24 protein-coding genes, 2 tRNA genes, 1 rRNA gene and 2 riboswitches are annotated in these 26,825 nt (G+C 40.4%); of the genes, 23 read left to right on the plus strand and 4 right to left on the minus strand.

Going from position 1 to position 26,825, the window contains the following annotated elements:
* Positions 1-14: 14 nt before the first annotated feature.
* The 9 genes from rrf to tsaD all read left to right on the plus strand — a co-directional run bounded on the left by rrf (position 15) and on the right by tsaD (position 6,209).
* Positions 15-131 (plus strand): 5S ribosomal RNA (rrf, locus tag FBF83_RS20190).
* A 648-nt stretch (positions 132-779) separates the two neighbouring features.
* The gene (locus FBF83_RS20195) at positions 780-1,919 is read left to right on the plus strand and encodes a trans-sulfuration enzyme family protein (RefSeq protein WP_136948895.1); all 1,140 of its coding nucleotides are present in this window, start codon (positions 780-782) and stop codon (positions 1,917-1,919) included.
* Positions 1,920-2,175: 256 nt separating this feature from the next.
* Positions 2,176-2,252: transfer RNA gene (locus FBF83_RS20200), tRNA-Met, on the plus strand.
* A 73-nt stretch (positions 2,253-2,325) separates the two neighbouring features.
* Positions 2,326-2,401, plus strand: a tRNA-Asp gene (locus FBF83_RS20205).
* A gap of 205 nt (positions 2,402-2,606) precedes the next feature.
* Complete coding sequence (gene thiL, locus FBF83_RS20210; RefSeq protein ID WP_136948896.1) at positions 2,607-3,578, plus strand: thiamine-phosphate kinase; 972 nt, start codon at positions 2,607-2,609, stop codon at positions 3,576-3,578.
* Between the two features lie 9 nt (positions 3,579-3,587).
* Positions 3,588-4,058, plus strand: coding sequence for a tRNA (adenosine(37)-N6)-threonylcarbamoyltransferase complex ATPase subunit type 1 TsaE (gene tsaE, locus FBF83_RS20215; RefSeq protein WP_136948897.1), 471 nt, complete (start codon positions 3,588-3,590; stop codon positions 4,056-4,058).
* Complete coding sequence (gene tsaB / locus FBF83_RS20220; protein ID WP_136948898.1) at positions 4,039-4,734, plus strand: tRNA (adenosine(37)-N6)-threonylcarbamoyltransferase complex dimerization subunit type 1 TsaB; 696 nt, start codon at positions 4,039-4,041, stop codon at positions 4,732-4,734. The genes tsaE and tsaB overlap by 20 nt, the downstream gene beginning before the upstream one ends.
* Positions 4,735-4,744: 10 nt before the next feature.
* Complete coding sequence (rimI, locus tag FBF83_RS20225; RefSeq protein WP_136948899.1) at positions 4,745-5,203, plus strand: ribosomal protein S18-alanine N-acetyltransferase; 459 nt, start codon at positions 4,745-4,747, stop codon at positions 5,201-5,203.
* On the plus strand, positions 5,193-6,209 hold the full coding sequence (gene tsaD / locus FBF83_RS20230; RefSeq protein ID WP_136948900.1) for a tRNA (adenosine(37)-N6)-threonylcarbamoyltransferase complex transferase subunit TsaD: 1,017 nt from the start codon (positions 5,193-5,195) through the stop codon (positions 6,207-6,209). Before rimI ends, tsaD begins: the two co-directional genes overlap by 11 nt.
* Before the next feature lie 276 nt (positions 6,210-6,485).
* Here tsaD and FBF83_RS20235 read toward each other — a convergent pair whose 3' ends face one another.
* Positions 6,486-8,405 (minus strand): ABC-F family ATP-binding cassette domain-containing protein, encoded by a 1,920-nt coding sequence (locus tag FBF83_RS20235; RefSeq protein ID WP_136948901.1) that lies wholly within the window; start codon positions 8,403-8,405, stop codon positions 6,486-6,488.
* A 284-nt stretch (positions 8,406-8,689) separates the two neighbouring features.
* Between FBF83_RS20235 and moaC the strand changes: the two genes are divergently transcribed.
* From moaC to tatC, 4 genes are read left to right on the plus strand one after another with little or no spacing between them, the layout of a single operon-like run.
* A complete protein-coding gene (moaC, locus tag FBF83_RS20240; protein ID WP_136948902.1) occupies positions 8,690-9,172 on the plus strand; it encodes a cyclic pyranopterin monophosphate synthase MoaC in 483 nt (160 codons plus the stop codon).
* A gap of 39 nt (positions 9,173-9,211) precedes the next feature.
* Positions 9,212-9,850 carry a redox-sensing transcriptional repressor Rex gene (locus FBF83_RS20245; RefSeq protein ID WP_136948903.1) on the plus strand — a complete coding sequence of 213 codons (639 nt, stop codon included), beginning with the start codon at positions 9,212-9,214 and terminating at the stop codon, positions 9,848-9,850.
* Positions 9,851-9,870: 20 nt separating this feature from the next.
* Positions 9,871-10,053: a twin-arginine translocase TatA/TatE family subunit gene (locus tag FBF83_RS20250; RefSeq protein ID WP_048313069.1), complete on the plus strand. Its 183-nt coding sequence runs from the start codon at positions 9,871-9,873 to the stop codon at positions 10,051-10,053.
* Positions 10,054-10,073: 20 nt separating this feature from the next.
* The gene (tatC, locus tag FBF83_RS20255) at positions 10,074-10,844 is read left to right on the plus strand and encodes a twin-arginine translocase subunit TatC (protein ID WP_136948904.1); all 771 of its coding nucleotides are present in this window, start codon (positions 10,074-10,076) and stop codon (positions 10,842-10,844) included.
* Between the two features lie 25 nt (positions 10,845-10,869).
* Here tatC and FBF83_RS20260 read toward each other — a convergent pair whose 3' ends face one another.
* Both FBF83_RS20260 and FBF83_RS20265 read right to left on the minus strand, forming a co-directional pair.
* Positions 10,870-11,094: a YdiK family protein gene (locus tag FBF83_RS20260; protein WP_136948905.1), complete on the minus strand. Its 225-nt coding sequence runs from the start codon at positions 11,092-11,094 to the stop codon at positions 10,870-10,872.
* Entirely contained in the window at positions 11,091-11,801 is a 711-nt protein-coding gene (locus tag FBF83_RS20265; protein WP_136948906.1) for a CPBP family intramembrane glutamic endopeptidase, read from the minus strand. The genes FBF83_RS20260 and FBF83_RS20265 overlap by 4 nt, the downstream gene beginning before the upstream one ends.
* A gap of 342 nt (positions 11,802-12,143) precedes the next feature.
* On the opposite strand from FBF83_RS20265, the gene groES reads away from it, so the two are divergent.
* From groES to FBF83_RS20280, 3 genes are all read left to right on the plus strand, one after another.
* Positions 12,144-12,431, plus strand: coding sequence for a co-chaperone GroES (gene groES / locus FBF83_RS20270; protein ID WP_136948907.1), 288 nt, complete (start codon positions 12,144-12,146; stop codon positions 12,429-12,431).
* Positions 12,432-12,472: 41 nt separating this feature from the next.
* Complete coding sequence (gene groL, locus FBF83_RS20275; RefSeq protein ID WP_136948908.1) at positions 12,473-14,113, plus strand: chaperonin GroEL; 1,641 nt, start codon at positions 12,473-12,475, stop codon at positions 14,111-14,113.
* A gap of 194 nt (positions 14,114-14,307) precedes the next feature.
* Entirely contained in the window at positions 14,308-15,576 is a 1,269-nt protein-coding gene (locus FBF83_RS20280; RefSeq protein WP_136948909.1) for an MFS transporter, read from the plus strand.
* A gap of 48 nt (positions 15,577-15,624) precedes the next feature.
* Here the strand turns inward: FBF83_RS20280 and FBF83_RS20285 are convergent, their stop codons facing one another.
* Positions 15,625-15,978, minus strand: coding sequence for a DUF488 domain-containing protein (locus tag FBF83_RS20285; RefSeq protein ID WP_136948910.1), 354 nt, complete (start codon positions 15,976-15,978; stop codon positions 15,625-15,627).
* Positions 15,979-16,247: 269 nt separating this feature from the next.
* Here FBF83_RS20285 and FBF83_RS20290 point away from each other — a divergent pair, with 269 nt between their 5' ends.
* The 7 genes from FBF83_RS20290 (at position 16,248) to FBF83_RS20320 (ending at position 25,857) form a co-directional block, all read left to right on the plus strand.
* A complete protein-coding gene (locus tag FBF83_RS20290) occupies positions 16,248-17,222 on the plus strand; it encodes an AAA family ATPase (RefSeq protein ID WP_136948911.1) in 975 nt (324 codons plus the stop codon).
* Positions 17,219-18,469: a DUF58 domain-containing protein gene (locus tag FBF83_RS20295; RefSeq protein WP_136948912.1), complete on the plus strand. Its 1,251-nt coding sequence runs from the start codon at positions 17,219-17,221 to the stop codon at positions 18,467-18,469. The genes FBF83_RS20290 and FBF83_RS20295 overlap by 4 nt, the downstream gene beginning before the upstream one ends.
* Positions 18,456-20,624 (plus strand): transglutaminase TgpA family protein, encoded by a 2,169-nt coding sequence (locus tag FBF83_RS20300; RefSeq protein ID WP_136948913.1) that lies wholly within the window; start codon positions 18,456-18,458, stop codon positions 20,622-20,624. Before FBF83_RS20295 ends, FBF83_RS20300 begins: the two co-directional genes overlap by 14 nt.
* 37 nt (positions 20,625-20,661) lie before the next feature.
* A riboswitch (purine riboswitch) is annotated at positions 20,662-20,763 on the plus strand.
* Between the two features lie 149 nt (positions 20,764-20,912).
* A complete protein-coding gene (gene guaA / locus FBF83_RS20305; protein ID WP_136948914.1) occupies positions 20,913-22,451 on the plus strand; it encodes a glutamine-hydrolyzing GMP synthase in 1,539 nt (512 codons plus the stop codon).
* Between the two features lie 84 nt (positions 22,452-22,535).
* A riboswitch (purine riboswitch) is annotated at positions 22,536-22,637 on the plus strand.
* 149 nt (positions 22,638-22,786) lie between these two features.
* Positions 22,787-24,082: an NCS2 family permease gene (locus FBF83_RS20310; RefSeq protein WP_136948915.1), complete on the plus strand. Its 1,296-nt coding sequence runs from the start codon at positions 22,787-22,789 to the stop codon at positions 24,080-24,082.
* A gap of 403 nt (positions 24,083-24,485) precedes the next feature.
* Positions 24,486-24,794 (plus strand): hypothetical protein, encoded by a 309-nt coding sequence (locus tag FBF83_RS20315; RefSeq protein ID WP_136948916.1) that lies wholly within the window; start codon positions 24,486-24,488, stop codon positions 24,792-24,794.
* Positions 24,795-24,840: 46 nt separating this feature from the next.
* A complete protein-coding gene (locus FBF83_RS20320) occupies positions 24,841-25,857 on the plus strand; it encodes a VWA domain-containing protein (protein ID WP_136948917.1) in 1,017 nt (338 codons plus the stop codon).
* The last annotated feature ends 968 nt before the right edge of the window (positions 25,858-26,825 follow it).

Genomic DNA, 26,825 nt, shown 5'->3' on the forward strand with positions numbered 1-26,825 from the left:
TACAAACCTGTTAGTCTAGTGATGATGGCGAAGAGGTCACACCCGTTCCCATGCCGAACACGGAAGTTAAGCTCTTCAGCGCCGATGGTAGTTGGGGGATCTCCCCCTGCAAGAGTAGGACGTCGCTAGGCAATTAAGGAAGTCAGAGATCAAATGGTCTCTGGCTTTTTTGTATGTTTTAAAGGTCTTCCGCTTCAAGAATAAACAAGAGAAACATCTTCGAAAGCTACGTAGGGGTGGGAGAAGCAAGAAATTCGAGGAAGCAAGTGATGTCAGACCGGAGTGGATATTCGGGAGATCCATGAGGATCTGGCATCGCGCTGCTGACGAAGAAGTTCGCCGCTTATCGCGCGCCGTGTGAGAACACGGAAGTTAAGCTCGCGCGCCGATGGTAGTTGGGGGATCTCCCCCTGCAAGAGTAGGACGTCGCTGGGCAATTAAGGAAGTCAGAGATCAAATGGTCTCTGGCTTTTTTAAGAAGCATTTATCTAACTTACGCTACTTACAAACAGAATCGCGGATATAATCTCAAATTCGCGGATAAAATCACGAAAATCGCGGATATAATTCTATTTTCGCGGATATATCGAAAATATCGCGGATAAACCATAATAGATGTTTTATATAACAGAGAAGAAACATTAAAACTCTTCTATTTTAGTCAAAAAGCAATAAACACGATAATAAATTGAAAATTTCGAACCGAATTCCTTGATAAACACACTTAGAAGACGTACAGTTAATGAAAAAGAATTTTACGTAGTGGAAGGGGAAAATAAATGGATTTTCATTTTGACACAAAAGCGGTACGCTTTCCTAGAAAAACAAAAGAAGATACCGTTAGTAAAGTAAAACCAATCTATCAAACATCGGCATTTGTATTTGAAGACCTTGAAGATCTTGAATCTTTCTATGAAGGAAAAAAAGATTACCTATATACGCGTGTAAGCAATCCCAATACGGACGATCTTGGAATGGGAGTAGCAGATCTTGAGGGCGCTCCTAAAGGACTTGCAACTTCCTCTGGGCTTTCAGCAATCCTTGCTGGTGTTCTTTCTGTTGTGAAAGCTGGAGATCACGTTGTAGCTTGTGAAGACTTATATGGTGGAACTTATTCACTTTTTGCGGAAGAGCTTCCTGACTTTGGGATTGAAGTATCCTTTGTTGATTTTACAAAAAAGGATGAAGTAGAGAGTGCAATTCGTCCTAACACGAAACTGTTGTACACAGAGTCTGTTACGAATCCTCTACTTCGTGTAGAAGACTTACAAATGCTTAGCGAGCTCGGTCAAAAACATGACTTAGTTACGATGGTTGATAATACATTCGCTACCCCATATCTCCTACAGCCATATCGTACAGGAATTGATCTAGTTGTACATAGCGCTACAAAGTACATAGGTGGTCATAGTGATGTGACTGCAGGTGTTCTTGTAGGAAGAGAGGATCTTCTTGCAAAGGCGAAGGCCAAAGTAATTAACCTTGGAACAAACTTAAGTCCATTCGAAGCTTGGCTTGGTTGCAGAGGGTTAAAAACTATGAGTGTGAGAATGGAGCGACATGTGAGAAATGCCGCGTTTCTTGCAAATGAGTTAAAAGCTGTGGAAGGAATTAAGAACGTATACTACCCAGAGTACGTTTCCGAAAGAGGAAATGGAGCTATGGTTTCGATTGAATTAGACGAAAGTACGGATATAAAAACATTCTTTAAATCACTTGATTGGGTTAAGATCATTCCAACTCTTGCTGGTTTAGATACAACTGTATCTTACCCAATCGGCACCTCACACCGAACAATTCCTGAGAGTACAAGACAAAAACTCGGTATTACTAAACAACTTGTTCGTATATCAGTAGGAATTGAGAATGAAAATGATATCGTTGCAGCATTTAAACAAGCTGTTGAAAAATCCCTCTAGTAGGGATTTTTTCTTTTTTTACTAAAGGTTGCATTCAATAGATTTATCTGGTATAGTATTACTTGTGTCCTAGTAAGACACATTAACAGAGCAAAAATGCTTGTTCATTCATACCGTCACGGGGTGGAGCAACCAGCGTTACTTCATTGAAACAACATCGAGTTGTTTCGACGGATACGCATCGGAGCATAACCTTGTAGAGGAAGAAAAGTGTGCTGCATATAGAAGCAGGTACAAATTAAATTTATTTTACCGTCGCGGGGTGGAGCAGTTCGGTAGCTCGTTGGGCTCATAACCCAAAGGTCGCAGGTTCAAATCCTGCCCCCGCAACCAATTAAAAATTCTGACTACGTCGAAATAAGCTTTTATGCTTCTTTCAAACGTAAGTGCACAAATAATACATACTGGTCTCGTGGTGTAGCGGTTAACATGCCTGCCTGTCACGCAGGAGATCGCGGGTTCGATTCCCGTCGAGACCGCCATTTTTTTAGAGCGAATTGTTCGCTTTTTTTTTATACTCTCAGATAGTTAAGTTCTATGAGTATCAGATGAATGGTTAAAAGAACAAGTTTTTCTAAAGAATCATGTGATTTTACTCTTAAGTAAGATAAACTAATAGATAGAAAAGGCACCTTAGGATGAAATTCCTAAGGTTTTTTTATAAAATAGAAAGAGAGATGAGTTTGGTTGAAAGATGAGTTTGCATTTATACAATCCATTAAGCCAGCTTATACATTTCGTGATGAACTAATCAATGGTATTGGGGATGATGCAGCTCTTTATCGTATTGGTGCAGATTATGATGAGATTGCCTGTACAGATACGATGGTTGAGGGCATTCATTTTAAGAAGGATACAATGTCTCCTTTTCAAATAGGTAGAAAAGCTCTGGCTGTTAACATTAGTGATGTAGCAGCTATGGGTGGAGTTCCGTTATTTTATCTTGTTTCGCTATCAGTTCCTAATACGGGGTGGTCAACGAGGCAGCTTAAAGAAATATATAAAGGCTTAAAGGCACTTGGTGATGAGTACCATATGGATATGATAGGAGGGGATACTGTTTCGACTAGAAGCGATCTTCACATTTCGGTTACGGTTATCGGTAAGATCGAAAAAGGGCGCAGACTCCTTAGAAGTAATGCAAGACCAGGGGATGTTGTTTTCCTAACTGGACCTGTTGGAGGTTCCGCTGCTGGACTTTCGGCTTTACTAAGTGGGGAAAGGAATCCTTATCTATCCTTTCATCAAGAGCCAAATCCCCGTGTTAAGCAAGGGCGGATTCTAGCTAAAAGTGATTACCGCGTTTCTTTAAATGATGTGAGTGATGGAATAGCTAGTGAATCGCATGAAATATCTGAGGCAAGTGGAGTATCCATTGTACTAAATCAAGATTTAATTCCTTCTCCAGAAGGGTTTGACGCTTATTCCTCTTTCCAACGGTTAGAATGGATGTTAAACGGAGGAGAAGATTACGAATTAATTGGAACGGTAGCAGAGGCAGACTGGGATAATGTTGAGAATCTCTTCCTTGAACATAATGAATCAATTTATAGAATTGGCTATGTTGAAGATAAAAAGCCGGGTGTATGGATGAGTTATAAAGATCAAAAATTTAAATTGGACAAGAAGGGCTATAATCACTTCTCGTCTAAAGAATAGGTGATGGACATGAGTGGATATGCTTTCATCATGAAATCTCCAGAAGAAACGATGGAGTTTGGTAAAAAGCTTGCAGAGAAGCTTAAGCCAGGCTGTGTATTAACGCTTGAAGGAGATCTGGGTGCTGGCAAGACGACGTTTACAAAAGGGATTGGAAAAGGACTTGGTGTTACGAAAGTAGTAAACAGTCCAACTTTTACAATCATTAAAGAATATGAAGGAAACATGCCTCTTTATCATATGGATGCCTATCGTCTCGAGGAGAGCGATGAGGATTTAGGTTTCGGTGAATACTTTGAAGGCGAAGGCGTGACTGTTGTGGAGTGGGCGAAGTTTATTCAGGATATGCTTCCAAGTGACCTTCTAAGGGTAGAGATCTATCATCAAAAAGATTCAGAACGTAGACTTATTTTAAGGCCATTCGGAACTTTCTATGAGTCGGTGTGTAAGGAGTTGCAGCATGAAAGTACTAGCTATTGATTCTTCAAACTATTGTATGGGCGTTTCGGTCATGGATGGTGATACGATTATCGGAGAGGTTATTACAAACCTGAAGAAAAATCACTCTGTCCGATTAATGCCTGCTATTGACCAATTGCTTGAAGAAGTCGGAATAAAACCTAATGAAATTGAACGTATCGTAGTGGCTGAAGGACCAGGGTCCTATACTGGATTAAGGATTGGGATTAGCATTGCCAAAACGCTTGCGTGGACGCTTGGAATACCACTTGTGGGTGTTTCTAGTCTTGAAGTACTAGGGCAAAACGGTCGATACTTTCCAGGGGTTACCGTTCCTTTTTTTGATGCACGAAGAGGTCAGGTGTATATGAGCCTTTTTGAGGCAAATGGAACGCTGGTACAAAGACGAACGGAAGATCACATTGTATTGTTTGAAGACTGGCTGAATGAAAACAAAGATCGTTACGAAAGCTTCTTATTTATTAGTAACGATCTGGCTATTCATAAAGAGAAAATTGATGCGATTATTGGAGACAAAGCGCTTTTTGCGCCAGTTAGTAGCTTGAATGCTCGTCCATCAGAACTTGCGAGGATCGGATCTAGTAAAGAACCTGTGGAAGATGTCCATCAATTTACACCAAACTACGTAAGAATGGCTGAGGCGGAAGCAAAGTGGCTAGCTTCACAAAAAAAGTAGGGGATTAGCGATGAACAAAACGGTATCCTTTCGGTCGATGACCGTGGAAGATATAGAAGCTGTCATGCACATTGAGCAAGCAACATTTCCAACTCCTTGGAGTAGAACAGCCTTTTATAATGAAGTTGTCATTAATCATTTCGCTACATACCTTCTTCTAGAAGTAGGAGAAGAGATAGCGGGATATTGTGGTGTTTGGGTGATTATCGATGAAGCGCACATTACAAATATAGCTCTTCACCCTGATTTTAGAGGGATGAAGCTTGGAGAAGCGCTTCTAAATAGAGCGATTGATTTTGCGAAATCGCGCGGTGCTCTTAAGATGACACTTGAAGTTAGAGTATCAAATAAAATTGCGCAGAATCTTTACCGGAAATTCGGTTTTGAAGAAGGTAGCATTAGGAAGAATTATTATACGGATAATCAAGAAGATGCGCTAGTTATGTGGGTGAATTTTGATGGGAAATAATCAAGAAATAATACTTGGAATAGAAACGAGCTGTGATGAAACTGCGGTTGCCATTGTTAAGGGTGGCAAAGAAGTAGTTGCTAATGTGGTAGCTTCTCAAATTGAGAGTCACAAGCGATTTGGCGGAGTCGTCCCTGAAATTGCGTCAAGGCATCATGTTGAGCAAATGACTCTTATTTTAAAAGAGGCTCTGGACGAGGCCGATCTATCAATGGAAGATATTGATGCAATAGCAGTGACTGAAGGACCTGGTTTAGTGGGAGCTTTACTAATTGGTGTTAATACAGCAAAAGCACTTGCTTTTGCTCATCAGAAGCCACTCATTGGTACACACCATATTGCTGGTCATATCTATGCGAATCAACTTATTACAGATCTTTCATATCCATTACTTGCACTTGTTGTCTCAGGAGGCCATACAGAGCTAGTTTATATGGAAGCTGAGGGTGAGTTCAAGGTAATTGGAGAAACGCGTGATGACGCAGCTGGTGAAGCTTATGATAAGGTAGCTAGAACATTGCAGCTTCCTTACCCGGGTGGACCTCATATAGATCGCCTTGCGCAGGATGGAGAGGAATCAATTGTTCTCCCCCGTGCTTGGCTAGAGAAAGGTTCATATGATTTTAGCTTTAGTGGTTTAAAATCGGCCGTTATTAATACTGTTCACAATGCGAAACAGCGGAATGAGGAATTGAAGCCAGAAGATCTTGCAGCTAGCTTTCAAGCATCGGTTGTAGATGTTCTTGTTACGAAAACACTTCGAGCAGCAGAAGAGTATGGTGTGAATCAAGTGCTTCTTGCTGGAGGAGTAGCAGCTAACAGTGGTCTTAGAAATGCTTTGAAGGAAGCATTTGATGGCACAAATGCCGAGCTTGTGATTCCGCCTCTTCATTATTGTACTGACAATGCTGCAATGATTGCAGCGGCAGGAACAATTGCTTACCGAAAAGGCAAACGTTCTTCGCTACAACTTAACGCAAATCCGGGATTAGAACTGGGAATCTAATCCCGGTTTTTTGTGTTTTAAGATAAAGTGTTAAAACGAAAAGTTATCCACACTATGTGTGTAGTGTGGATAAAAGTGGCTAATGTGCATCATAACTACGATTTATCGACTTAGTTGTTTATTGTGCATAAGTATATAAAACCTGTGGATAATGTGGATAAATTTTAAGAAACAGGTGATAATGAGTTTCTTTCTGTTGATAAGTGTGTGGATAGTGTGAATATGTCGGAAAATTTCCTATCTAATGAAAAAACAGTCCACTGTGGACTGTTTTTTCTAAGCTTCCTGTAATTCTTCCCATTCTTCCATTAACATTTCTGCTTTTTGGCGAAGTTGATCCATTTCTTCATTTAACTTCATAACTTTCTCGTGATCCTCGAAAACTTCTGGAAGGCAAAGCTCTTCTTCAAGTTCTGCCATACGATTCTCTGCGGTATCGACTTCTTTTTCTATTTCTTCAATTCGTCGGAGCATTTGACGTTCTTGTCGTTTTGTTTCTTTATCTTGCTGAAAGCTTGTTTTACCTGAAGGTTGCTGTTGAGGTTGATTCGATTGTTGTTCAAGTGCAGCGAGCTCTTCAAGTTCTTGTTTCTTCTCCACGTAGTAGTCATAGTCGCCGAGATATGCGGTTACGCCATCTGTTGATAGCTCTAATACTCTAGTCGCAATCCGATTGATAAAATAACGGTCATGCGATACGAAAAGAATTGTACCTGGGAATTGAATAAGAGCCTCTTCAAGAATCTCTTTGCTATCAAGGTCTAGGTGGTTTGTTGGCTCATCCAATATAAGAAGATTGGATTTTTGCATCATCAATTTTGAAAGGGCAAGTCGACCTTTCTCACCACCACTTAGGTCGGAAACGTTTTTTAGTACGTCATCACCAGTGAAAAGGAAACGGCCTAGAACAGCTCGTACGTCTTTCTCGTCAGTTAACGGGAAGTCATCCCATAATTCTTTTAACACGGTTTTATTAGAAGTTAGGTTGGTTTGCTCTTGATCGTAGAAACCTATTTTCACATTACTACCATAATGAATATCACCATCGAGCAAAGTTTGCCCAGTAACAATCGCTTTAAGAAGTGTTGATTTACCAATTCCATTTGGACCGACAAGCGCGACGCTTTCCTGTCGTTTAAGATCAAAGGTTAGACCTTGATTAATGATGTTCTTAGGATAGCCAATTGCAAGTTCCCTTAACGTGAGAACATCATTACCCGTTTGTTTATCAATGGAAAAAGAGATGTTGGCTGATTTCTCATCGCCCTTTGGCTTATCAATTCTCTCCATTCGTTCAAGCTGTTTTCTACGACTTTGTGCTCGTTTCGTTGTAGAAGCACGAACGATGTTCTTCTGTACGAACTCTTCAAGCTTAGCAATTTCTTTTTGCTGTTTATCGAATTCTCTCATTTGTTGTTCGTAACGTTGTTCTTTTTCATCTAAATAATAGCTGTAGTTTCCTTCAAATCGTTCTGCACGGTGTCTGGATACCTCATAAACTTTTGTAACAATCTTATCTAAGAAATACCTGTCGTGAGATACGATGAGTAATGCGCCTGAGTAATTTTGAAGATAACCCTCAAGCCACGTTAGTGTTTCGATATCCAGGTGGTTAGTTGGTTCATCTAGAATTAATAGCTCAGGTTTCGTTAATAATAGTTTTCCGAGAGCGAGACGTGTCTTTTGCCCACCGCTAAGTGTGGAAATTTTGGTGCTTGTATCAAAATCTTTAAAGTTGAGTCCGTGCAGTACAGTCCTGATATCTGCTTCGTACTTATAGCCACCCTGGTCTTTAAAGGCAACTTGAAGTTCATCATATTCTTTTAAAATACGTTGATATTCTGTCTCATTTTCATAGATATCAGGATTACCCATTTTCTTTTCGTAACGACGAAGCTCATCTTCCATCTTACGCAACCGTTCAAAAACGCCTAGCATCTCATCCCAGATCGAAAGGTTCGATTCGAGTCCTGTATCCTGAGCCATGTAGCCAATCGAAACATCTTTAGGCTTAATAATATCGCCAGAGTCGTAAGAAAGCTGCCCAGTAATCATTTTAAGAAGAGTAGATTTTCCTGCACCGTTTCTTCCAACAAGTGCTACGCGGTCTCGGGATTGTACTTCTAATTTAATATTCGATAAAATGGTATCAGCACCAAAAGATTTGGTGAGTCCATTTACTTGTAGTACGATCATGTTCGTTCACCTCTACTTCTTTCCTTATACGGTAGTTGAGTTATCCAAGTTGTAAAGGAGTAAAGTATAAGTTTAACTCCAATTTATTTTAAATCCGATGGTTCGGCAATCTACCTAGTTTCCTTTAAGTTTACCGCAGACGGGATAGGCTGAGCAACTAAAGGAATGTTCATGATTTAGCAAAAAAATGTCACCAAAAAAACAGCAAGACAGCAAAAAATGGTGTATAGTCACAAGTAGTAGCATTAACCTTCTATCATCTATGGATGAAGAAAGGGGCAGATATGAGTTCGTTTACTCACTTTAATGAAGAAGGCCGTGCAAAAATGGTCGACATTTCTGATAAAACTCCCACAGTTCGAACGGCAGCTGCACGAACGAGCGTACTGGTGAATGAAAAGATTTATTCTGGAATCAAAGCAGGTACGATGAAGAAAGGCGATGTACTTCAGGTCGCCCAAATTGCCGGAATTATGGCAGCAAAAAAAACATCTGATCTCATCCCTATGTGTCATCCGATAGCGCTTTCTGGCGTTGACCTACATTTTGACTGGCAGGAGACGTCTTCATCATATAAGCTCATTATTGAGTCTAACGTGAAGACAAGCGGAAGCACTGGCGTTGAAATGGAAGCGCTGACGGCAGCATCAGCGGCTGCATTAACGGTATACGATATGTGCAAAGCGTTGGATAAAGGCATCGTTATCGGGGAAACTTATCTCCTTACCAAAACAGGAGGAAAAAGCGGGGATTACACGCGCGAATAACTTGCTGGTGGAGCGCGGAGATCAATATGGAGGTAATTTATGGATATTGATCAGGCGAAAATTCCGCAGGCGACAGCAAAGCGGCTGCCGCTTTATTATCGATATTTAAAGAATTTAAGTGCATCAGGTAAACAGCGAGTGTCTTCAGCTGAATTAAGTGAAGCCATTAAGGTAGATTCAGCTACGATTCGAAGAGACTTTAGTTACTTTGGAGCCCTAGGTAAAAAGGGCTATGGGTATAATGTTCATTATTTGTTATCTTTCTTTAGTAAGACGCTTGATCAAGATGAAACAACAAAGGTAGCTCTAATTGGCGTTGGTAACCTTGGGACAGCCTTTCTCCACTACAATTTTATTAAAAATAACAATACTAAAATTGAATTGGCGTTTGATGCAGATGCAGAGAAAGTCAATCAGGAAATCGGTGGCGTCCCGGTCTATCATATAGATGAATTCACAAAACAGATTAAAGAAAAAGATATTTCAGTTGTGATTTTAACCGTACCAGTTCATGTTGCACAGTCGATTGCAGATCAGATGAACGATACAGGGATTAGAGGTATATTGAACTTCACCCCTGCTCGGTTAACAGTTCCTGATCATATTCGTGTCCATCACATTGATCTCGCTGTTGAACTGCAGGCGCTTGTTTATTTCATGAAGCATTATCCAGTATAAATTGTAAGGAGGTGACACGCATGGGAATGGGTGGAGCAAGTATCGCTTTAGTTGCAGTTGTTGCTTTAATTATCTTCGGACCAAAAAAATTACCTGAGCTTGGTAAAGCAGCAGGTAACACACTTCGTGAGTTTAAAAACGCTACAAAAGGTCTAGCGGATGATGATGATGAACCAAATGACAAGAAAAATAACGACAAGTAATCGGTTAGGACGGATAGTGAATGGAGGATCAGACGCAATCCATCTATGATCATTTAGAAGAATTAAGAAAACGAATCATCATTACTGTCGTTTTCTTAATTCTTTCCTTTATTGCAGGACTGTTTCTGGCAAAGCCAGTCATTGTGTTCTTGCAACATGCTCCTGAAGCACAGGGTATTCCGATGAACGCTTTTCATCTCACTGACCCGTTGAAAGTTTATTTCAGCTTTGCTTTTCTCATTGCATTTATTATGACGTCTCCGCTCGCACTTTATCAATTATGGGCTTTCGTTTCACCAGGGCTTTTTGAAAATGAACGGAAAGTAACATTGTCGTACATTCCATCAGTTTTCATTCTATTTCTGGGTGGTGTTTCGTTTTCCTATTTTGTTCTGTTCCCGTTCGTTATTGATTTTGTTGGGAACCTTGCGGAGAGCCTCAATATTCAGGAAATGTATGGAGCAAATCAATATTTCAGCTTCTTGTTTCAATTAACATTGCCGTTCGGTTTTGTTTTTCAGTTGCCAGTTATCGTTTTGTTCTTTACAAGGCTTGGGATGCTAAATCCAGCTATGCTCGTACAAATAAGGAAGGTTGCTTATTTTGTACTTCTAGTGATTGCAGGTATGATTACACCACCTGAGATTATCTCGCATCTCATGGTAACTGTCCCGCTTTTGCTTCTTTATGAATTCAGTATTATTGTGTCTCGATATGGATATCGGAAAAGGTTACAAGCTGAAGCGAAACGACTGCTTGAAGAAGCGGAAGAATCAAATAAAATAGGCTAATAGAAAAAAGCGATAGGACGCCGTCCTATCGCTTTTTGTTTTCTTCATTTTTCTTCATTTGATTGATTTTCTTTTTTAATAAAAAGAATCGGATCGAGTAAACGAAATCGACTGTGGCAAGAACCATGAGCAAGATCGTCCAGAAACTCCATACCTCTCCATCTGTACCTGCACTTTGAATGGCAAGATAGGTAAAGATTGAGCCTAGACCCGCATAGAAAAACCCCATAAGAGTTGGTGAAAACTTCATGTGAAAAATCCTCCAATAAACGATTGCATTTGTTCGAGCTGCTTCTCCATCTCCATTATATCATCAGCAAAATAGACGTTTATTACTACAACAATCGTGTTCATTGTCATATGAGCAATGATAGGTACGATAAGTCGCTTTGTTTTAACGTATAAAAACGAGAACGTTAGTCCCATTGCCGTATAGATAAGAAGATGCGAAAAGTCAAAATGAATGGCAGCGAAAATCACCGAGCTTAAAATACCGGCTATCCAGAAATTAAATCGAGTGTACAAAGATCCGAATATAACTTTTCGAAAAACAATTTCTTCTAATATAGGCCCAATAACGGATGTTACAATAATGAAAACAGGTGCTGCCTTTGCAACCTCAATCAACATTTCCGTATTCTCTGAGCCTGGTTCAATTCCGAAAACATTCATTTCAATCATTGCAGCGATAATTTGAGAGGCATACGCCATAAATACGCCGAGAATACTCCATCCAACCGCTTGCCCTTTCGTTACGCGAGCAGACCGCTCAAAAGGAACATCAGGTGTCGAACGAAGAAGGAACAGCATAATAATGAGCGCTGTTAGAAAGCTAAAGACTGACCAGGTGACAACTGGATCAGAAACATTTAACAACTGGAGTAAATCTACTCCTACAACTCCAGAAAGCTGCATAACGATATAGGTTATCAATATAGTCCAATAGTGTTTGGCCAAGAAGCATAACTCCTTTTTGTGGTTTGCATACCTGTTAAAGGTATTCTGCATACTCGTATTAGTTTAACACATTTCTTAATGGGAATGCCGGTTATAAGACCTCTGAAGGAAGGACAATTGTGTTTGGAAAAAACCATTTACTAAATCTAGTTCAGAAGACTTATCTTTCCAGTGAGAACGCTGATAAATGAAGGTATGCAAATTTTCTGTAAAAAAAATCAACTTTACTACTTGCAAAAGAATAGTGAATTATTTTATTATATACTTGTGTTAGCACTCGACGATGGTGAGTGCTAATGAGACGAATCAAACCATTATATCCATCTGAGGAGGGTGTTTGAGATGTTAAAGCCTTTAGGTGATCGTGTAGTAATCGAACCAATTCAATTAGAAGAAAAAACATCAAGTGGGATCGTGCTTCCGGATTCTGCGAAAGAAAAGCCACAGGAAGGTCGCGTCGTATCAGTAGGTAGCGGTGCACTAACTGATGGTGGAGAGCGCGTAGCACTTGAAGTATCAGAAGGCGATGCTGTCATCTACAGCAAGTATGCTGGTACTGAAGTAAAATATGACGGTAAAGAGTATTTGATTCTTCGTGAGAACGATATTCTTGCAGTTGTAAGTAAGTAAAATTAACAATAAAAGAACTACATACATTAGGAGGGTAACAAATGGCTAAAGATATTAAGTTCAGTGAAGAAGCCCGTCGCGCGATGCTTCGCGGTGTTGATTCTCTTGCAAATGCAGTTAAAGTTACACTCGGCCCAAAAGGACGTAACGTTGTCCTCGAGAAGAAATTCGGATCCCCACTTATCACAAATGATGGTGTAACGATCGCGAAAGAAATCGAGCTTGAAGATGCATTCGAAAACATGGGTGCAAAGCTTGTAGCTGAAGTAGCTAGCAAAACGAATGATGTTGCCGGTGATGGTACAACAACTGCAACAGTTCTTGCGCAAGCTATGGTACGCGAAGGTCTTAAAAACGTAGCATCTGGTGCTAACCCAATGGTTATCCGTAAAGGAATTGAGAAAGCAACTAGAGCTGCCGTTGAAGAGCTTAAAAATATTTCTAAGCCAATCGAAGGCAAAGAGTCGATTGCACAAGTTGCATCAATCTCTGCTGCTGACGAAGAAGTTGGCCAATTGATCGCTGAAGCAATGGAGCGCGTTGGAAACGACGGCGTTATCACTGTTGAAGAATCAAAAGGGTTTGCTACTGAGCTAGAAGTTGTAGAAGGTATGCAGTTCGATCGCGGATATGCTTCTCCATACATGGTTACAGATTCCGACAAAATGGAAGCTGTACTAGAAGATCCATATATCCTAATTACGGATAAAAAGATCGCAAGCATTCAAGATGTACTTCCAGTTCTTGAGCAAGTAGTACAACAAGGTAAGCCACTTCTTATGATTGCTGAAGACGTTGAAGGTGAAGCACTTGCAACTCTAGTTGTGAATAAGCTTCGTGGAACGTTCAATGCAGTAGCTGTTAAGGCCCCTGGTTTCGGTGACCGTCGTAAAGCTATGCTTGAAGACATCGGTACACTAACTGGCGCTGAAGTGATTACTGAAGATCTTGGTCTTGACTTGAAACAAGCGAACATTACTCAGCTTGGTCGCGCTTCTAAAGTTGTTGTAACGAAAGAAAACACAACAATCGTTGAAGGTTCTGGCGAGACAGACAAGATTGCTGGTCGCGTAAACCAAATTAAAGCTCAGCTTGAAGAAACAACATCTGAGTTCGATAAAGAAAAGCTTCAGGAACGTCTTGCTAAGCTTGCTGGCGGCGTAGCTGTCATCAAAGTTGGTGCGGCAACTGAAACTGAATTGAAAGAGCGTAAACTTCGTATTGAAGATGCTCTTAACTCAACTCGCGCAGCGGTTGAAGAAGGAATTGTATCCGGTGGTGGTACAGCGCTAGTGAACGTCGTTAAGGCTGTTCAAGCTGTTGAAGCTACTGGTGACGAAGCTACTGGCGTTAAGATTGTTCTTCGTGCTCTAGAAGAGCCAATCCGTCAGATCTCTCACAACGCTGGTCTTGAAGGATCTGTTGTGGTTGAACGCCTTAAAGGCGAGAAAATCGGTGTTGGTTTCAACGCTCTTACTGGTGAGTGGGTAAACATGGTTGACGCTGGTATTGTTGACCCTACTAAAGTTACTCGTTCTGCACTACAAAATGCAGCATCTGTATCAGCTATGATTCTTACAACTGAAGCAGTTATCGCTGACAAGCCTGAAGAAAATGCAGGCGGCGGCATGCCTGATATGGGCGGCATGGGCGGAATGGGTGGAATGGGCGGCATGATGTAAATCATGCTCTCATGAGCCTGAACCAATGTGCTAACTCAGCACACGAACCCCACTCAAGTGTATTTATACACTTGAGTGGGGTTTTTTATTTGTCTTCAGTCTTAAGACTGAGTTCAATTCAATCTAAGGGTTATCGTCAGGTCGCGTTTATTCCACTAGACTTAGAGTATCAAAACAGTAGGGGTGTGTTGAGGATGACAGTGAAAGATGCGGCTGTACACAAAGAGGAATTAGAAGAGTCAACAGAACAAGCACCGTCGATCTTCAAGAATAGGAATTTTCTGTTCCTGTGGGCTGCGGCGCTACTTTCTAGTTTCGGCATTTCGTTTTTCTTGTTTTCAGAGAGCTGGTATATTGTAAACGTCCTGAATCTAGAAGCATCGCTTGGCTTTATCTATATTGCTTCTAGCATACCAAGGGTAATCTTTATGATTATTAGTGGTACGGTTGCAGATCGAGGCAGCAAGACGAAAATCATGTTTGTGTCGAATTTTTCAAGGAGTATTCTTTTAGGTGGTCTTGTCCTTTGGTTTATTTTCGGGGATATCACGCTTTGGACATTTGTCGGAGTTGCTTTTTTGTTTGGTATTCTCGATGCCTTCTTCTGGGCTGCGGAGAGTGCCGTTATTCCTTCGATTATTCATAAGGATAATCTAACTCGCGGGAACTCCATTATCCAAATGACAAATCAAGCATCATTTATTGTTGCTCCGATGCTCGCTGGTCTTATTATTGCATATGGTAATTACGAAATCGTGTTTGCGACAACAGCGGTCATGCTTCTCGTCGCAAGTGTTCTCATTTACTTGATACGCGTACCGCTTTCACCTACAACAGAATCGATTTTTGAGAAATCATTCTGGAAAACCTTTAAAGAGGGTGTTGTGTATGTGAGAAATTCAAGAATGCTCATGTTGATTGTCTTAACAACGATTTTTCTGAACTTATTTCTAGTAGGACCTATGACAATGGGACTACCGCTCTTTGTTAAATCAGTCCTCGGCGGAGATGCTGTTGACTTCAGTCTATTAGAAGCGGCGCTTGCTGGAGGAATGCTGATCGGTGCAATTGTCATTGGTGTGCTTAATGTCTCGAAAAACCGAGGTCACATTGCCTTACTAGCATTAATTGTAGCTGGAATAGCTTTTATCGGATTAAGTTTTTCAACAACACTATTAACGGGTATGGTGATGCTTGGCGTTTTTGGTGCTTGTCTGTCTTGTTCTAACATTCCTTTTATTTCAGCAATTCAGAGCATGATTGAGGAAAGTATGTTGGGACGTGTCATGGGGTTAATCTCTCTTGCTTCAATGGGGCTTATCCCAGTCAGCTATGTAATCACATCTCTTGTTCTTTCATTTGGTATTTCGATTGACACGATTATGGCATCAGGTGCTATTCTACTTGTTCTTTATTCAACGTTTGTGTATGTGAAGTTTAAAGAGTTAAGAGAAATAAGTTAAATAGAGAGCGGCTTCCTCTCTCTATTTAGCTTATGAGTAAAGGTCATTCTATTCTTCAATCAATTCCTTTAAGACGATTGCATGATTATGTTTGGTATCTTTAGCGCCAAACAAAAGAATAAGCCTTTCGTTTGTAGCCATCTTCTTTAATTCCTGTAGTTTCTCGCTTGCTTTGTCACTCTCGTCAATTTCTTTTCGATACGCTTTTTTAAAGTCTTCGAATTTGTCAGGGTCATGATTAAACCATTTACGTAATGAAGAACTTGGAGCAATCTCCTTCATCCAGTCATCAAGGCTTGCTTCTTCTTTCGAAATTCCCCTCGGCCAAACACGGTCAATTAAAATGCGGTTCCCACCAAGAGTGTCCTTTTCATCATAAATTCTTCTAAGTATGACTGACATCATTTTCTCCTTTCGAATTCATGCTACATATTTAGGTTAAGTTATAAATTATCTTTAATTTATAATACTTTATTTAACAGTGCAAAGGAGACGCTATGGATCATATAAGAAAAGCGAGCTCGCACTAACGGGTTCATTCTCATTTTTGTTACAATAAGGTTATGAGTATTCAGACACTTGTCTTTAATCCTATGAGTATATTGCTCTAGGGAAAGTTACCTATTTTCATAATGTGTGAAGAAGAACATTAATTATTGGAGGAATCAGCTATGAGTTCATCGTACCAATTTGATGCGTACCAACCAGCTGTTAAGCGAGTTATTGAGAATATAGAAACGGTTATAGTCGGTAAACGTGATGTTGCTGAATTAAGTCTTGTTGCACTACTTGCCGGAAGTCATGTTCTACTTGAAGATGTTCCTGGGGTTGGTAAAACAATGATGGTACGTGCGCTTGCCAAATCAGTTGGCGCGCGCTTTAACAGAATTCAGTTTACACCAGATCTGCTTCCTTCTGATTTAACTGGAGTTTCCATTTTTAATCAGAGTGAAATGAAATTTGAATTTCGGAAAGGACCGCTACTTGGAAATATCGTTCTAGCGGATGAGATTAATCGAACGTCCCCTAAAACACAATCAGCTCTTCTTGAAGGCATGGAGGAGGGAAGCGTGACAGTTGATGGTGAGACGCATATTCTCCCACAGCCTTTCTTTGTAATGGCAACACAAAATCCTATTGAATATGAAGGAACATATCCACTTCCAGAAGCTCAGCTTGATCGTTTCTTATTGAAGCTCAGAATGGGTTATCCGACTCCAGAAGAGGAGCTTGAAGTGTTAAATCGGACCGAGCATGCTCATCCAATTGACTCGATAGGCGCTGCGCTTCCGCTAGAGGAACTGTTGGATATGCAAAAAAAAGTAAAAGAAGTATTTGTGGAGGGTTCTGTTAAACAATATATTATTGACATTGTGAGTAGAACGAGGAATAATACGTCAATCTATCTTGGAGCAAGCCCTCGTGGATCTCTTTCCTTAATGAAGGCCTGCCAGGCTTATGCGTTTATGAGAAATAGAGATTATGTTCTACCTGATGATGTGAAATTCCTTGCCCCATACGTATTATCCCATCGAATCATTCTTAAGTCAGAGGCTGCTTTTGAAGGTCAGAAACCAGAAAATCTAATTAAAGAAATTATTCATCGGGTCAAGGTGCCTCTTAGGAGAGAAGAGAAAGTAAAATGAGGGACAAGCTTGCAAACAGTCGAGTGTTAAAGTTTCTATTCCTTGCACTAATCTTTCTCGCTACCTTTTCATATGCGATGTTTCAAGGAGGGTTTGTTAGCTGGTTTCTCTTCTATAGTTTTTTGCCATTCGCAATCTATTCCTTTCTCCTTCTATTCTATCCGTTAAAAGATGTGAGGTTAACGCGTACAATTAGTCACTCAGAATTAACGGATGGTCAGGAGCTGACTGTGACGATTCAAATTAATCGAAAGAGTCGTTTCCCTCTTTTTTATCTTGTGGTAGAAGATGTCCTTCCGGAACAACTTATTCCGTTCGCACATGAAACGTCATCTCGTTATCAGAAGCGTTCGCTTGCATTACTTCTACCTATGTTTAGGAAGAAGTTATCTTTTAGTTATTCTATTACGCCAATTCCAAGAGGGGAGTATTCCTTGAAGGAGCTGAAGTATAAAGTAGGGGACATGTTTGGTTTCGTTCGTCATGAGAAAACGTTTAAGCATGTTGAATCCATTTATGTTCTCCCTACATATCAGGATATTTACTGGTCCCCATATAATCAGCAACTCTCTGGAACGAGACCATCACCAAAAAAAGCAGATTTGGATTATTCTACAGCGGTGAGCGTTCGTGATTATGTTCCTGGTGATAAACTTTCGTGGATTGATTGGAAAGCAACGGCTAGAGGATCGAAGCTATTAACTAAGCAATTCGAACAGCAAATTAGTCAAGATTTTATGGTGTTTCTTGATCGAGAGAAAATGCATTATGGGAGGGAAGAGTCCCCTTTATTTGAGAAAGCGGTAAAGCTTGCTGCTTCCGTGACCAATGCGGCTTTAAAGCAAAATGCAATGATTGGGCTCGTTTCATCTGGTAAAGATCATTCCATTCTTAGCATTAATGGAGGAAAGGCGCAGCGGAGGAGAGTCTTTCATCATCTTGCACGTGTAAAGGCTAATGGTGCGACATCTTTCGAAACGGTTGTGAAAAGGGAAGCACACCACTTTCCTGCTGGTACAGGAGTGTTAATGATTAGCCCGTCTCTTGATAGTGCTTTTACTTCTACGTTAAAAAACCTTGTAGCGAAAAAAGTTCAAGTTGAATTTTTCTATATCACTGAACACCTCACGTTAGAGGACCAAGCAGAGCTCAATGAACTTAATCAATATGGAATTAAGACCCATGCGATTGCTGGTGATTCATTCAATGATGAAATAAGAGGAGGTAGGAAGCGTGCAACAAGATAATGAAAAAACAGACTGGCTGTATTCGCTTCTCCTCTACGGACTTGGCTTTCTCTTATTCTGGGAATGGTTAAGGCCACTTACTGTTATTTCTGATACGGGACAAACGGAAATTTTTATTTTGTTTACAGGCTTTTTATTTCTCCTTTCGTATTTTCAATTGCCATTTTGGTTATCGTTTCCGATTAAAAGCGCATCTCTAATCTATGCGCTTCATGCGATGTTCTTTCCAGGACCGTTCTTTGACTTTCTTTGGTTTGACTATTTTCTCTCAGACGTTTCGCAGAATATAAGTTTTCTATTCGGTGGGAGCTTTGATGAATTATCGAATGTGTTTCGCACCTTGTTGTTTTTTATTTTGCTTTGGCTGATCAGTTACTTAATGCAATACTGGCTTATTCAAACGAGAAGAATTTTTCTGTTTCTACTCGTAACGATTATCTACATTGCGGTTATTGATACGTTTACAGCATACAATGCTGAAAATGCGATCATTCGAATTGTTGTTATTGGATTTATACTACTAGGACTCCTTCAAATTCTACGCATTCAAGAGCAGGAGGGTGTCACGTTTTCAAAAGGACGTTTTCCAGTGTATTGGCTTATGCCACTTGTTGTTATTATTGCTTTCTCTTCCTTGTTTGGCTATATCGCACCGAAAGCGGAACCGCAATGGGTAGATCCGGTGCCATTTTTAAAAAAGACTACGGGTGATGGGGATGGCAATGGAGTAGGTGGCAATGGAATTAGTAAGATTGGATATGGGGAAGATGATTCCCGTCTTGGTGGTCCCTTCGTTATGGACGATACACCTGTTTTCACTGCCGAAATCAAAGAACGAGGATACTGGAGAGTTGAAACGAAGGACGTCTACACCGGAAAAGGGTGGGAAGCTTCGCGATCTGATCGCATTCCTTTTGAGGGCAGTACAGAAACACTCTATGATGAGAGCGTTGAGGTAGAGCCGTTTGATACGAAGGTGAATATGAGTGGAAATGAAGATTTTAGCTTTATCATTCATCCAGGTCAGGTAAACGATATTCAGACAGATGTTGATGTTCAATATTCTGAGAACCCTCTTACGGGTAAGGTGTTCACTGAGAGCTTTGGCGATCCTCTCGTACTAGATCAGTATAGCCTTGACTATGAATCACCTACTTTTTCAGAAGAATTATTGAGGGACGCACCACTCGATTATCCTAATCAAATTCAGGACCTCTATCTTCAATTACCAGATACACTTCCTGATCGAGTCGGGACCCTTGCTGAAGAAATAACGGGAGATGAAACGAACCCTTACGATAAAGCGAGGGCAATCGAAAGTTACTTTATTGGAAACGGGTTTGTTTATGAAACGAAGGATGTAGCTGTACCTGGAGAAAACGAAGACTATGTAGATCAATTTTTATTTGAGTCTAAGCTTGGATATTGCGATAACTTTTCAAGCTCGATGACCGTTCTCTTAAGAAGCCTTGGAATTCCATCTCGTTGGGTAAAAGGATTTACAGAAGGTGAGTTTGTTGCTACAGCGGGAGAATACCGAGAGTATGAGATTACAAATAACAATGCTCATTCATGGGTAGAAGCTTATTTTCCTGGTGTGGGTTGGGTGCCGTTTGAACCAACACGTGGGTTTTCTAACCAGGCTGATTTTGTAAATGATTACAGTGATGACGAAGCTTCTAACACAGAAACGCCTGACCCAGTTCAGCCAGAAGAACAGCCTGAGCAACAAGATCAGGTGACTGAAGACCAAACATCATCAAATTCAACTTCATTTTCACTCGAGTGGACAAAGTGGCATTCAATTGGACTTGTTATCACTCTGCTTGTTATTGCATTTATTGTGTTTAAGAATTATAAAAAATGGTTGAAGCGTATTGTGCTATCTAGATATAAAAGAAGAGACGATGGCAAGGCGCTTTCTGAAGCTTACTTCCGACTTCTATGGTTGTTAGAAATACACGGAATTGAGCGGGGGGCTAACCAGACTTTACGTGAATATGCTGTCCTGGTTGATCAAAAACTTGGCTCGCAGGATATGAAAGAGTTAACTCGTCGATATGAGGAGAATTACTATCGCGGGAAAACGAACGACACATCGTGGAACGAAATGAAGAAATTGTGGGAAAATTTAATTAAAAAGATGGAATCTTGACCGCTGTATAGCCGGTTGATAGAATGAATCCATAGTTTGAACAGCAAGATGTATCCTTCGTATATCCCTGGGAATAAGGCCCAGAAGTCTCTACCGGATCACCGTAAATGATCTGACTATGAAGGCAGATACTCCTAGTAAAAGCCAGGATTCTGCCTTTGTACCATGGCAGAGTTTGGGCTTTTTTTTATATTTCTGGGGTCAGAGACTGGTTAAGGCCAATAAACCAGTTTTTCGTAACGAATTAAGGTAATGCTATTAGAGACTAAATAGAAGTGAGGGAATTAGATGTTAGAAGAGCAGGAATCCATTATTGTCCTCGACTTTGGCGGACAGTACAATCAGCTAATTGCAAGACGTATTCGTGACCTTGGTGTTTTCAGCGAGTTGCACCCAAACACCATTACAGCAGAAGAAGTTAGAAAGATTAACCCTAAAGGAATCATTTTCTCAGGTGGACCGAACAGCGTATATGGCGAAGGTGCGCCACGCTGTGACGAAGAAATTTTCGAGCTTGGTATTCCGGTTCTTGGCATCTGCTATGGTATGCAGCTTATGACACACCACTTTGGTGGAAGTGTAGAAGCGGCTAAGCACCGTGAATACGGAAAAGCGATGTTGAAAGTGACGCAACAATCACCACTATATGATGGCCTTCCTGATGAGCAGTCTGTCTGGATGAGTCACGGTGATCTTGTAAAAGCTCCACCTGAAGGATTTGAGGTAGCTGCTACTAACCCATCATGTCCTGTAGCTGCGATGAGCGATACTTCTCGTCACCTCTATGGCGTTCAGTTCCACCCGGAAGTTCGTCACACTGAGCACGGCAATGAACTATTGAAAAACTTTGTTTATAAAGTGTGTGAATGTGAAGGAAACTGGTCGATGGAAAACTTCATTGATGAGCAAATTAAAGAAATTCGTGAAGCTGTAGGCAATAAAAAAGTTCTATGTGCTCTTAGTGGTGGGGTTGATTCTTCAGTCGTTGCCGCACTCATTCATAGGGCAATTGGTGATCAGTTAACTTGTATGTTCGTTGATCACGGTCTTCTTCGTAAAGATGAAGCGGATAGTGTGATGAAGACCTTTGGTGAAGGTTTTGAAATGAACCTAATCAAAATCGATGCAGCTGACCGATTCCTTACAAAGCTTAAAGGCGTAACGGACCCAGAGAAGAAACGTAAAATCATTGGTAATGAATTCATCTATGTATTTGAAGAAGAATCTGAGAAGCTTGAAGATATGTCATTCCTTGCTCAAGGAACGCTATACACAGACATCGTCGAAAGTGGAACAGCCACAGCTCAAACGATTAAATCTCACCATAATGTCGGAGGCCTTCCTGAAGACATGAAGCTTGATTTAATCGAACCATTGAATATGCTTTTCAAGGATGAAGTTCGTATCGTTGGTACAGAGCTTGGTCTTCCTGATGAAATTGTGTGGAGACAACCGTTCCCTGGACCAGGTCTTGGGATTCGTGTCATTGGAGAAGTAACAGAAGAGAAGTTAAAGGTTGTTCGTGATTCCGATGCCATCCTTCGAGAAGAAATTAAGAAGGCTGGACTTGATCGCGATATCTGGCAATACTTCACGGCGCTTCCTGACTTCCGAAGTGTTGGTGTTATGGGGGATGCAAGAACGTACGATTATACAATCGGTGTCCGTGCTGTAACCTCTATTGATGGAATGACTTCAGACTGGGCTCGTATTCCATTTGAAATTCTTGAGATTATATCAACACGTATTGTAAATGAAGTGGATCATGTTAACCGCGTAGTGTATGACATTACCTCTAAGCCACCTGCAACAATCGAGTGGGAGTAAATACGAACAAAATATAATGAAAAACAAATAATGTTCGTGTTTGGTGTTGACGCCATCTCGTTGAGTTGATACACTACAAAAGTAAATAGAAGAACGACCATCCATCGTATAACATCGGGAATATGGCCCGAAAGTCTCTACCAGGTTACCGTAAATAACCTGACTACGAAGGAAGCAGAGATAGAAGTGTACCGTTTAGCTCGTGAAGCTTGGCGGTTTGCGATCATCTCTTTTCCTATTAGTCCGCTCCGGGTAGAGAACCCGGAGCTTTTTTTATGCCTTAACCTGGATAGATCATATAGAAGATGGATGAGAGGAATAAGGGGGAAATAAAGATGGATCGTTTTTTTCGTTTTCAAGAGCATAATACAACATACAAGAAAGAGTCGATAGCAGGGTTAACCACATTCTTATCGATGGCTTACATCTTATTCGTTAACCCAGCTATTCTAGCTGATGCTGGAATGGATCAAGGGGCGGTCTTTACTGCAACTGCTCTTGCTGCTGCACTTGGTACGTTAATCATGGGAGTGCTGGCAGGTTATCCAATTGCCCTCGCTCCTGGAATGGGATTGAATGCTTTCTTCACGTATTCAGTCGTTACTGTTATGGGTGTGCCATGGGAAACGGCGCTTGCTGGGGTACTGGTTTCAGGTATTATCTTTATAATTATTACGATTTTCAAAATTAGAGAAATGATTATCAACGCAATTCCAATGGAATTAAAATATGCTGCAGCGAGCGGGATCGGACTTTTTATTGCATTCATTGGTCTTAAGAGCGCTGGCATTGTTCAAAATAACGATTCAACACTTGTCCAATTAGGTGATCTTCTTGCAGGACCAACGCTACTAGCTGTTTTTGGTCTAATCGTAACTGTGATCTTAATGGTTCGTAATGTAACTGGTGGGATTTTCTACGGAATGATCATTACAGCGATCGTGGGAATGGTATTTAATCAGGTTCCTCTTCCAAATGGTATTGTTGGAAGTGTGCCGAGCCTTGAACCAACATTCGGTGTTGCTTTTGGTCACCTTGGAGATTTGTTAACAATCGATATGCTTGTTGTTGTGCTTACCTTCTTGTTCGTAGACTTCTTCGATACAGCTGGTACATTGATTGCGGTTGCTACACAGGCGGGGATTATGAAGGATAATAAGTTGCCAAGAGCAGGGAAGGCATTGTTTGCTGACTCATCTGCAACTGTACTTGGAGCTATCCTTGGAACATCAACAACAACAGCCTACATCGAATCATCATCAGGAGTTGCAGCAGGTGGACGAACTGGATTCACTTCTGTCGTCACAGCAGGATTTTTCTTACTAGCGTTATTCTTCTCGCCATTATTATCTGTTGTAACCCCTGCTGTTACAGCACCGGTGTTAATCATAGTAGGTGTACTAATGGTAGGTGTACTTGGAAACATTGAGTGGAATCGATTTGAAATAGCGGTTCCTGCTTTCTTAACCATCATTGCCATGCCACTTACGTACAGCATCGCAACTGGTATTGCTCTCGGGTTTGTGATGTACCCGATCACAATGGTGGTGAAAGGTGAAGGGAAGAAGATTCATCCGATTATGTATGTATTGTTCTTCGTGTTCATTGCGTATTTTGCTTTTCTAGCATAAAGAGTAATTTCGTATCATTGGGCAGCCATTAGTGGCTGTCTTTTTTGTGTTTCGTCAATATTAAAATTACTGATTTATATGGGAGGGCACGAGTCTAATGTCATGGTTCCAATGCTATTAATTTAGATATGACGGTGACTTTTTTCGCTATTAATTGGTAATTCCAAAAAACGCCTGTAAGACTCACATTTCATTAAACTTTTATGCGAATATATCAAATGTGCCAAAAGTAGATAAGATACAAGGAGTATAATGCAAAGCATTACTATTCTGGATGAATATGGGGGGTAAATACTATTGTACAAACCAGTAACAAGGAAGCTGATCCTTAAACCCCAATTTATTAATCAGTCAAATAATGGAATAGCTAAGGAGGTGGAAAGTTATGAAATGAAAGACACTTATGAAACTTTCCGATTTTCTATGGATAGGCGGTATGTTGTTTATGTTCATTTATGGTGCCGTATTTATAGAGGATGGTAAGGTGGATTCCACTGATGAAAAAGTAATGATAGGTGTCGTAGTTGTTATGTTGTTCGTGATTGCTGTCTCTTTCATTAACAGTGCTAGTGATAGCGGTAAGAATATAACGGTGAAGTCTGTAATTGGTGCTATTTTATTATTAATTTTATTTGTGTCATATCTTACAGTTCCAATTTTATTAGAGTTTAATCTTCTATTCAGTAAGATAAACTATCACTTCTCTTATTAAAGTTTACTAACGTACATATCACTTATTTAGCAGGAGGTGCGTAATTATGAAGAGGTATTTTGTTTTTATTATTGGGATAACTTGTTTGCTTTTAACTGCTTGTTCTAACAATAGTGAGAGTAATGGAAAGAATAATAAAGAGGAGAAACCAGTTGAGGAAGCGAAAGCTGATTTCCCTCAAGCTGAATCAGACGCAGCAGCAATCGTAAAAGAGGAACAGGGAACACTTATCGAAAGTGGTAAACAATCCATTAATCCCGATAAAGTATTAGAGAATATTCCTTCTTCAGTTAATGTAGAAGAAGCTTATAATGGTTTGGTTTCTATGCTACATGCTGACTATAGCGATGTTAATGAAGCGTACGAGAACTATAACTCTGAATTTATGGATCTATCGAAAAAGGAAGAAAAGGTTGAGGAAGAGAATGTCGTCATCCTATTGGATTCTAGTGGAAGCATGGCAGGACAAGTAAACGGAGGTACAAAGATGGACCTCGCAAAAGATGCTTTGAAGCGATTTTCTAGCAGCTTACCTGAGGATGCCAATGTACTCTTAAGAGCTTACGGACATAAAGGAAGCAACGCTGATGGGGATAAGGAGCTTTCTTGTAGTAGTAATGAGGTGTTTTACGACCTGGGTACATTCGATGAACAGACATTTAATCAAGCTTTAAGCCGATTCGAACCAACAGGATGGACTCCACTAGGCGATGCCATCCACTCTGTCCAGTCCGACCTGAATGGGAAAACTGGAGAAAGTGTAAAGAATAACGTTTATATTGTAAGTGATGGGGTTGAAACGTGTGATGGAGATCCGGTAGAGGAAGCGAAAAATCTCCATCAATCAGATCTGGATGTAACAGTAAACATTATTGGGTTCAATGTAGATACGGAAGGACGTAAACAGCTTGAGGATGCGGCGGATGCAGGCGGTGGTGTTTATAAAACGGTTAATTCAAAAGTTGAACTAAACAAAACCCTTGATCAATTACTGGATGAAGCGCATCAATCAATCAATCAATCAAATCAAGTTTTGCATCAGCAAGGGCAGATATTGCAGTAAACAAAGAGCATTTACGAAAAATCAAAAAGCTAGATGACATCCAATCAACCTTTAATGATGTCGTTCAGACAGAAGAGGATCTTCTATATAAAGCGGCACGGGAATTATATTACAATGAAAAGCTTTCAAAAGAACAAGTAGACATACTTAAAGAGAAGATTAATCAGCGTTCAGATGTTCTTTTGGACTACAGCAAAAAAAGGCGAGATGAATTAAGTGACGTAACGAAGGAAAAGAAAGAAGAAATGTTCGATGTGATTGACGAGAAGAGAGCGAGTTAAACAAACGTTTGATTGAATCGAAAATAGAGGGTTTAATACACTTAAAAGCCAGAGCGCAAATTCGCTCTGGCTTTTAAATTCATTTTTTCAAAAGGCTCTTTTCGTAGACTTTGTTGTTATAAGAGGAGTGGTTGATTTTCGCTCCAGGATGCTCGCTTTCCGCGGGGCGGGCGGTGAGCCTCCTCGTCGCTAACGCTCCTGTGGGGTCTCACCTGTCCCGCTTATCCCGCAGGAGTCGAGCACCCTTCCGCTCCAATCAGCTAAGTGGGGTTCTCTATAGAAAAACCTTTTAAAAGCAACAATCTTTTAGAAAAGAGTCTTTCAAAAAGAATATCAACATATGTATTGACCCATTGAGTTTCAACTGATATAGTAGAGAACGTTGTTGCAAAGACAACACATTCTAATAAAAAAAGAGATTGACACTACTTCGGTAGTCATGTATTATTAATCACGTTGCTTCTTACGAGGCAGAACAGATTGAAATAAACAATCTCAAAAAGTTGTTGACAACGATTACGACGACATGATATATTAGTTGAGTCGCTGAAAACGACAAACGAAAGAAACAAATCGATCTTTGAAAACTGAACGAAACGCCATGTAAGTAGTTGTTTCTACGGAAACAAAACATTGTTTTAAAAGCTAGATTAAGCTTTCTATCGGAGAGTTTGATCCTGGCTCAGG

It is taken from the genome of Guptibacillus hwajinpoensis (genome assembly GCF_005144865.1).
GTDB classification, from domain to species: domain Bacteria; phylum Bacillota; class Bacilli; order Bacillales; family Guptibacillaceae; genus Guptibacillus; species Guptibacillus hwajinpoensis_A.

Coding starts and splice junctions, on each gene's coding strand:
- FBF83_RS20195 (WP_136948895.1), top strand. CDS start 780: ATGGATTTTCATTTTGACACAAAAGCGGTACGCTTTCCTAGAAAAACA.
- tsaE (WP_136948897.1), top strand. CDS start 3,588: ATGAGTGGATATGCTTTCATCATGAAATCTCCAGAAGAAACGATGGAG.
- tsaB (WP_136948898.1), top strand. CDS start 4,039: ATGAAAGTACTAGCTATTGATTCTTCAAACTATTGTATGGGCGTTTCG.
- rimI (WP_136948899.1), top strand. CDS start 4,745: ATGAACAAAACGGTATCCTTTCGGTCGATGACCGTGGAAGATATAGAA.
- tsaD (WP_136948900.1), top strand. CDS start 5,193: ATGGGAAATAATCAAGAAATAATACTTGGAATAGAAACGAGCTGTGAT.
- FBF83_RS20235 (WP_136948901.1), bottom strand. CDS start 8,405: ATGATCGTACTACAAGTAAATGGACTCACCAAATCTTTTGGTGCTGAT.
- moaC (WP_136948902.1), top strand. CDS start 8,690: ATGAGTTCGTTTACTCACTTTAATGAAGAAGGCCGTGCAAAAATGGTC.
- FBF83_RS20245 (WP_136948903.1), top strand. CDS start 9,212: ATGGATATTGATCAGGCGAAAATTCCGCAGGCGACAGCAAAGCGGCTG.
- FBF83_RS20250 (WP_048313069.1), top strand. CDS start 9,871: ATGGGAATGGGTGGAGCAAGTATCGCTTTAGTTGCAGTTGTTGCTTTA.
- tatC (WP_136948904.1), top strand. CDS start 10,074: ATGGAGGATCAGACGCAATCCATCTATGATCATTTAGAAGAATTAAGA.
- FBF83_RS20260 (WP_136948905.1), bottom strand. CDS start 11,094: ATGAAGTTTTCACCAACTCTTATGGGGTTTTTCTATGCGGGTCTAGGC.
- groES (WP_136948907.1), top strand. CDS start 12,144: ATGTTAAAGCCTTTAGGTGATCGTGTAGTAATCGAACCAATTCAATTA.
- groL (WP_136948908.1), top strand. CDS start 12,473: ATGGCTAAAGATATTAAGTTCAGTGAAGAAGCCCGTCGCGCGATGCTT.
- FBF83_RS20280 (WP_136948909.1), top strand. CDS start 14,308: ATGACAGTGAAAGATGCGGCTGTACACAAAGAGGAATTAGAAGAGTCA.
- FBF83_RS20285 (WP_136948910.1), bottom strand. CDS start 15,978: ATGTCAGTCATACTTAGAAGAATTTATGATGAAAAGGACACTCTTGGT.
- FBF83_RS20290 (WP_136948911.1), top strand. CDS start 16,248: ATGAGTTCATCGTACCAATTTGATGCGTACCAACCAGCTGTTAAGCGA.
- FBF83_RS20295 (WP_136948912.1), top strand. CDS start 17,219: ATGAGGGACAAGCTTGCAAACAGTCGAGTGTTAAAGTTTCTATTCCTT.
- guaA (WP_136948914.1), top strand. CDS start 20,913: ATGTTAGAAGAGCAGGAATCCATTATTGTCCTCGACTTTGGCGGACAG.
- FBF83_RS20310 (WP_136948915.1), top strand. CDS start 22,787: ATGGATCGTTTTTTTCGTTTTCAAGAGCATAATACAACATACAAGAAA.
- FBF83_RS20315 (WP_136948916.1), top strand. CDS start 24,486: ATGAAACTTTCCGATTTTCTATGGATAGGCGGTATGTTGTTTATGTTC.
- FBF83_RS20320 (WP_136948917.1), top strand. CDS start 24,841: ATGAAGAGGTATTTTGTTTTTATTATTGGGATAACTTGTTTGCTTTTA.